Annotated in this window: 8 protein-coding genes and 1 riboswitch; of the genes, 1 reads left to right on the top strand and 7 read right to left on the bottom strand. The window is 50.1% G+C overall.

Features of this window, described 5'->3' with window-relative positions:
- Nucleotides 1-107: 107 nt before the first annotated feature.
- The 7 genes from FTE26_RS06630 to moaA all read right to left on the bottom strand — a co-directional run bounded on the left by FTE26_RS06630 (nt 108) and on the right by moaA (nt 4,570).
- Nucleotides 108-821: a Bax inhibitor-1/YccA family protein gene (locus FTE26_RS06630; RefSeq protein WP_000446932.1), complete on the bottom strand. Its 714-nt coding sequence runs from the start codon at nt 819-821 to the stop codon at nt 108-110.
- Between the two features lie 204 nt (nt 822-1,025).
- On the bottom strand, nt 1,026-1,730 hold the full coding sequence (locus FTE26_RS06625) for a Bax inhibitor-1/YccA family protein (RefSeq protein WP_000373624.1): 705 nt from the start codon (nt 1,728-1,730) through the stop codon (nt 1,026-1,028).
- Nucleotides 1,731-1,866: 136 nt separating this feature from the next.
- The gene (moaE, locus tag FTE26_RS06620; RefSeq protein WP_000852287.1) at nt 1,867-2,319 is read right to left on the bottom strand and encodes a molybdopterin synthase catalytic subunit MoaE; all 453 of its coding nucleotides are present in this window, start codon (nt 2,317-2,319) and stop codon (nt 1,867-1,869) included.
- A 1-nt stretch (nt 2,320) separates the two neighbouring features.
- Nucleotides 2,321-2,566: a molybdopterin synthase sulfur carrier subunit gene (gene moaD / locus FTE26_RS06615; protein WP_000598619.1), complete on the bottom strand. Its 246-nt coding sequence runs from the start codon at nt 2,564-2,566 to the stop codon at nt 2,321-2,323.
- Nucleotides 2,559-3,044: a cyclic pyranopterin monophosphate synthase MoaC gene (gene moaC, locus FTE26_RS06610; RefSeq protein ID WP_000080885.1), complete on the bottom strand. Its 486-nt coding sequence runs from the start codon at nt 3,042-3,044 to the stop codon at nt 2,559-2,561. Before moaC ends, moaD begins: the two co-directional genes overlap by 8 nt.
- A 2-nt stretch (nt 3,045-3,046) precedes the next feature.
- Complete coding sequence (gene moaB, locus FTE26_RS06605) at nt 3,047-3,559, bottom strand: molybdenum cofactor biosynthesis protein B (RefSeq protein ID WP_000084632.1); 513 nt, start codon at nt 3,557-3,559, stop codon at nt 3,047-3,049.
- A gap of 21 nt (nt 3,560-3,580) precedes the next feature.
- Nucleotides 3,581-4,570, bottom strand: a complete 990-nt coding sequence (moaA, locus tag FTE26_RS06600) for a GTP 3',8-cyclase MoaA (protein ID WP_001295301.1) — start codon at nt 4,568-4,570, stop codon at nt 3,581-3,583.
- Nucleotides 4,558-4,702: riboswitch (molybdenum cofactor riboswitch) on the bottom strand. It overlaps the preceding gene by 13 nt.
- A gap of 264 nt (nt 4,703-4,966) precedes the next feature.
- Between moaA and yvcK the strand changes: the two genes are divergently transcribed.
- Nucleotides 4,967-5,875, top strand: a complete 909-nt coding sequence (gene yvcK, locus FTE26_RS06595; protein ID WP_001295302.1) for a uridine diphosphate-N-acetylglucosamine-binding protein YvcK — start codon at nt 4,967-4,969, stop codon at nt 5,873-5,875.
- Nucleotides 5,876-6,000: the final 125 nt, after the last annotated feature.

The following is a 6,000-nucleotide window of genomic DNA, read 5'->3' as shown; positions in this document are numbered from 1 at the left end:
AGGGACAGCTGATAGAAACAGAAGCCACTGGAGCACCTCAAAAACACCATCATACACTAAATCAGTAAGTTGGCAGCATCACCGTTCTTTAGTATCTGCATTTACGACTAATGAAAAAAACGCGTATGCCTTTGCCAGACAAGCGTTATAGCTATCGCGGCAAGTATCCCAAAGAAGCCGATAAAATAGTAATAGAGTGTTAATGCACCTGTAACAGCGCAACGAACCGGACTCCACAACTCTTCACTATGGCATTTCCCCGCCAATTCAAGGAGCTTATTTCGTCCATGCGAGATAATGCCTGACCATAACACAATCATTAAGCAACTTATTACCCAAACGGGTCGTTCACTCATTAATGCGGCATTCATGATGATCACCAGGGCCAACCCTGTCAACGTCATCATAATGATAAAACGGTGAGAACCAGGATCAACATTAAATAATAAACCGGCCAGCATACTGATTAAAAACATCGCGCCCGCAGTGCTGAACACGACGATAATGGCAGGTACAGGAGCTAAACTTGCAACGACAATCGCCACCAAAGAGAGTAAAAACAGATATATTACGCCTGCGATGACGGCATTTATCTTGTTGATATCCTTACTTAAGCCATACATACAAACTAATAATAACCCTATGGCGACATACATTGTTGGTGAATCATATTTGGTTGCCGTAATTTCGAGATACTTAGCTCCCCAGGCCAGTCCTGCGGTTGCCACCAAACCTAAAGCGGTAATGAGCCATATACCGTTTAATATCCTGGTCTCGTGCTGAAAATCTAATTTATTGCTGTTTTGTGAGTATGATTCCATTCTTTTAGTTGTCCTTAGAAAAAATATTAATATTCACCATCAATAAATTTAAAACCACGCATACAAAATACTTTTGTATTTATGGATACGGAAAACGCTTCCGCTCGCCATAAGGCGTATTTTATACCTGGTACTTGTTAAGTGTCGTTTTTAGTAAGAAAAAAAATCCCGACACATGGCCGGGATATTGATGGTGAAAAAGAATTAACGGCGGTTGCCAAAAATTCGCAGCAACATCAGGAACAGGTTGATGAAGTCCAGATACAAGGTTAACGCGCCAAGAATGGAATATTTGCGCAGGTTCGACGTGTCGCGGGTATCAATCTGCTCACCCATATTTTTCAGTTTCTGCGTGTCATACGCCGTCAATCCGACAAAGACAATCACGCCGATGTAGGTAACTGCCCACATCAATGCTTCGCTTTTCAACCAGAAGTTGACCAGCGATGCCAGCACAATGCCGATTAACGCCATAAACAGCATATTGCCAAAGCCACTTAAATCGCGCTTCGTGGTGTAACCGTACAGGCTCATTGCGCCGAACATCCCGGCAGTAACGACGAAAGTACTGGCGATAGAAGCAGCGGTATAGACAATGAATATACTGGAAAGCGTAAGACCCGTCAGCGCCGAATAAAGCATAAAGAGCATCGTCGTTACACCTGCGCTCAGCTTTTGAATCATCGCTGATAACACAATAACCAATGCTAATTGCGCGATGATCAGACCGATTAAAAAGACACGGTTAGTGAACAACAGCTCCATCACGGCCGCGGAATTAGCCGCATACCAGGCAACAAATGCGGTCAGCAACAAGCCAACGGTCATCCAGCCATAGACTTGCGCCATATAAGTTTGCAAGCCAGCCCGGGGTTGTACGATTGAATCAGAACGTGGGAATCTGTCCATGACGATCTCCTGAAGATATAAGGAATATCTTAAGGATACTGCAAAATGATGAGGCTGTGCATCGACGCAGCGTAAACGTATGTACTGAGCGGTGAAATTGCCGGACGCAGCGGTGCCTTATCCGGCTAACAAAAAACTACCAGCGTTTTGCCGCCTGCTGATCGCTCTCCCGGGCTTCAACCCAGCGGTCGCCTTCCGGCGTGGCTTCGCGCTTCCAGAACGGTGCGCGGGTTTTGAGATAATCCATAATAAACTGCCCGGCTTCAAACGCACTGCTGCGATGCGCACTGGTGACACCGACAAAAACGATTTCATCGCCCGGCCATAATTCCCCGATGCGGTGAATCACAGTGACGCGCCCCAGCGGCCAGCGGTTACGCGCTTCATCAACAATTTCTGCCAGTGCTTTTTCAGTCATCCCCGGATAGTGTTCGAGGGTTAATGCTTTGACGCTGTCGCCCAGGTTATGGTTGCGCACCTTACCAGTAAAGGTGACTACCGCACCGTCTTCGTCACGCTCCGCCAGCCACGGGTACTCTTCTCCTACGCTGAACGGCTGCGGACCAACAACAATTTTGGTTTCTGCCATCTTAACCTCCGGTTACCGGCGGGAAGAAAGCTACTTCGTCGCCGTCAGTCAGCGGATGGTCAAAACTCACCAGCGTCTGGTTGACGGCAGCCAGTAATTTGCCATCTTCCAGCGCCAGCGCCCAGCGATCGCTCTGCGCAGCCATGTGCTGGCGTAACGCTTCAACAGTTGGGAAATCCGCAGCCACTTCGGTTGCATCTGTTCCCACCAACTCGCGCACCTGGGCGAAAAAAAGAACTTTAATCATCCGCTTCCACCTTAAAGTCACCCGACTTGCCGCCGCTCTTCGCCAGCAAACGTACCGGACCAATCACCATATCTTTTTGCACCGCTTTGCACATGTCATAAATGGTCAGCGCCGCCACGGAGGCCGCGGTTAATGCTTCCATTTCGACACCGGTTTTCCCGGTCAGGCGGCATAAGGTTTCTATACGCACCCGATTGTGCTCCGGCTCGGCCTGTAAATTGACTTCAACTTTGCTGAGCATCAGCGGATGACAGAGCGGGATCAGATCCCAGGTGCGTTTTGCCGCCTGAATACCGGCAATACGCGCAGTGGCAAATACGTCGCCTTTGTGGTGGCGACCATCAATAATCATCGCCAGCGTCTCGCTGCGCATGGTGACAAAGGCTTCCGCCCGCGCTTCACGCACGGTTTCCGCTTTGGCGGAGACATCCACCATGTGCGCTTCGCCAGCGGCGTTGATATGGGTCAGTTGCGACATACTTATTTCTTCAAATGTGGATGGAAATTACACGGACGCGTACGGGCATCCAGCTGCGGCGCGATGATATTTTCCCATGCGGTACGGCACGCTTTGGTCGAACCCGGCATGGCGAAAATCAGCGTTTTGTTGGCGACGCCCGCTACCGCACGAGATTGCAACGTGGAAGTGCCAATCTCTTCAAACGACAACATACGGAACACTTCACCAAAACCTTCAATTTCACGGTCGAACAACGGCAGCAATGCTTCGGGAGCCTGATCACCTTCCGTCAGGCCAGTACCACCCGTAATCAATACCACTTGTACATCGTCGCTGGCGATCCACGCAGATACCTGAGCGCGAATAGCGTAGCGGTTTTCTTTCACAATGGCTTTATCGACAACGTGATGGCCCGCTTCTTGCGCCGAATCGCGCAGATAGTGACCGGAGGTATCGTCTTCTTCACCGCGACGATTAGAAACCGTAAGAATAGCAATACGGGTCGGGATAAATTCAGTGCTTACCTGACTCATCTGATCTCTCCTTTTGACGTTTTAGCCGCCAATGTACGATAAGTTTTGCGTAATACCGGTGTTGTTTTGATGCAGGAAATGGGTCTGTTTCTTCTCCCGCAGCGCCGCTGAAATACGCGCTTCCAGCGCCTGTTGCTGGGTATCGTCTTCCAGCAGATCGCGCAGGTTAACGCCGCCTTCACCAAACAGGCAGAGATGGAGTTTACCAATGGAGGAAACGCGCAGGCGGTTGCAAGTGGCGCAGAAGTCTTTTTCATACGGCATGATAAGGCCAATCTCTCCGGCGTAATCTGGATGGCAAAAGACTTGCGCGGGACCGTCGCTGCGTTGACGTAATTGGTGGATCCAGCCGCGACGCAGTAGCTCGTCACGCAGAACCTGACCAGAGATGTGATGCTTACGGAAGAGCTCGCTGCCCTCGCCCGTTTCCATCAGTTCGATGAAACGCAGCTGGATAGGGCGATGCTGGATCCAGTTCAGAAAGGTGTCGAGCTGGTGATGATTAACATCACGCATCAGCACGGTATTGACTTTGACCTTCTCAAAACCGGCCTCAAATGCAGCATCAATCCCCGCCATGACCTGGTTGAATTTATCCTGCCCGGTAATAGCGTGAAACTGGCGGGCGTCCAGACTGTCGACACTGACGTTAATGCCAGTAAGTCCCGCATCGCGCCAGTTCGCCACATCGCGTTCCAGACGGTAACCATTGGTGGTGACCGCAATCTGGCGGATAGCGTCGTTTTCCCGCACAGCGGCGATGATATCGGTAAAGTCGCGGCGTAAAGACGGCTCACCGCCTGTCAGGCGCACTTTTTCGGTGCCCAGACTGGCGAAGGCGCGCGTAACCCGGCGAATTTCATCGACGGTAAGAAAGCCTTTATTGGTGACGCCGCTCGGTTTGTAGCCATCCGGCAGGCAGTAGGTGCAACGAAAGTTACACACATCGGTAATCGACAGGCGCAAGTAGTAAAACTTACGCGCAAATGCATCAGTCAGTTGTGAAGCCATGTACACCTTTCCAGATACGGGAGGCGAAGTCATTTCTTCCTTCGCCCTGGTGGCAATCTTTACGAGCATTGTCACGGCCAAAGCACCGTATCAGTTGACCCAGGTGCAGAGGCTAGAGTGTTTAGTGGTTATGCCGATACTAGCGTGTAAATGAGATTTTTACCATCCACACTTTCGCTATGTAATCATGTATATAGCGTCATGATCGTGCTATTTCGCTACAGAATAAGGGAAAATGGCGGTTTTACTTTGATATACATCATCAGGGAGGCATAGCGTGCATCGTCCTTTAGAGGTAGAAGAAAATAGTTTGTATCCTCAATATTGGCAGGTTAATTGCTGTTTCCCCGCAATTTGCGCTACTGTAGCGCGGATAATCTGACTCCAGGAAACTATATGCGCAATCGTACGCTGGCTGATCTTGATCGTGTCGTTGCTCTCGGCGGAGGGCATGGACTGGGACGCGTTCTCTCATCACTTTCGTCTTTGGGTTCTCGTTTAACGGGTATCGTCACCACCACCGATAATGGTGGCTCGACGGGGCGTATTCGCCGTTCAGAAGGCGGCATTGCCTGGGGCGATATGCGCAACTGCCTCAACCAGCTGATAACGGAACCGAGCGTCGCCTCCGCGATGTTTGAATACCGTTTTGGTGGCAATGGCGAACTTTCCGGTCATAATCTCGGAAACTTGATGTTAAAGGCGCTGGATCACCTTAGCGTGCGGCCTCTGGAAGCCATCAATTTAATTCGTAATCTGCTGAAAGTGGATACGCATTTGATTCCAATGTCAGAGCATCCTGTTGATCTGATGGCGATTGACGATCAGGGGCATGAAGTTTACGGCGAGGTCAATATCGACCAGTTAACTACGCCGATTCAAGAGTTATTGTTAACGCCTAATGTACCCGCAACGCGTGAGGCGGTTCACGCTATCAATGAAGCGGATCTCATCATTATTGGGCCTGGCAGTTTTTATACCAGCCTGATGCCAATTCTGCTGCTGAAGGAAATCGCCCAGGCATTACGCCGCACGCCAGCGCCGATGGTTTATATCGGCAATCTGGGGCGTGAGTTGAGTTTACCTGCGGCTAATTTGAAGCTGGAAAGCAAGCTGGCAATTATGGAGCAGTATGTTGGTAAAAAGGTCATTGATGCGGTCATCGTCGGGCCAAAAGTGGATGTCTCGGCGGTGAAAGAGCGGATTGTGATCCAGGAGGTACTGGAGGCCAGCGATATTCCGTATCGTCATGACCGCCAGTTGTTACATAACGCGCTGGAAAAGGCGTTACAGGCTTTAGGTTAACGGAAATCCGAAGGAAAATTCCGGCTTCCTATTGAAGACAAAGTGCGCGTTGTTTATGCCGGATGCGGCGTGAACGCCTTATCCGGCCTACAAACCGCGCAAATTCAATATATTGCGGAGAAAAT

The sequence above is a fragment of the Escherichia sp. S10b genome, from assembly GCF_028421345.1.
Classification (GTDB): domain Bacteria; phylum Pseudomonadota; class Gammaproteobacteria; order Enterobacterales; family Enterobacteriaceae; genus ECMA0423.
This window is presented reverse-complemented; position numbering and strand designations above follow the sequence as displayed.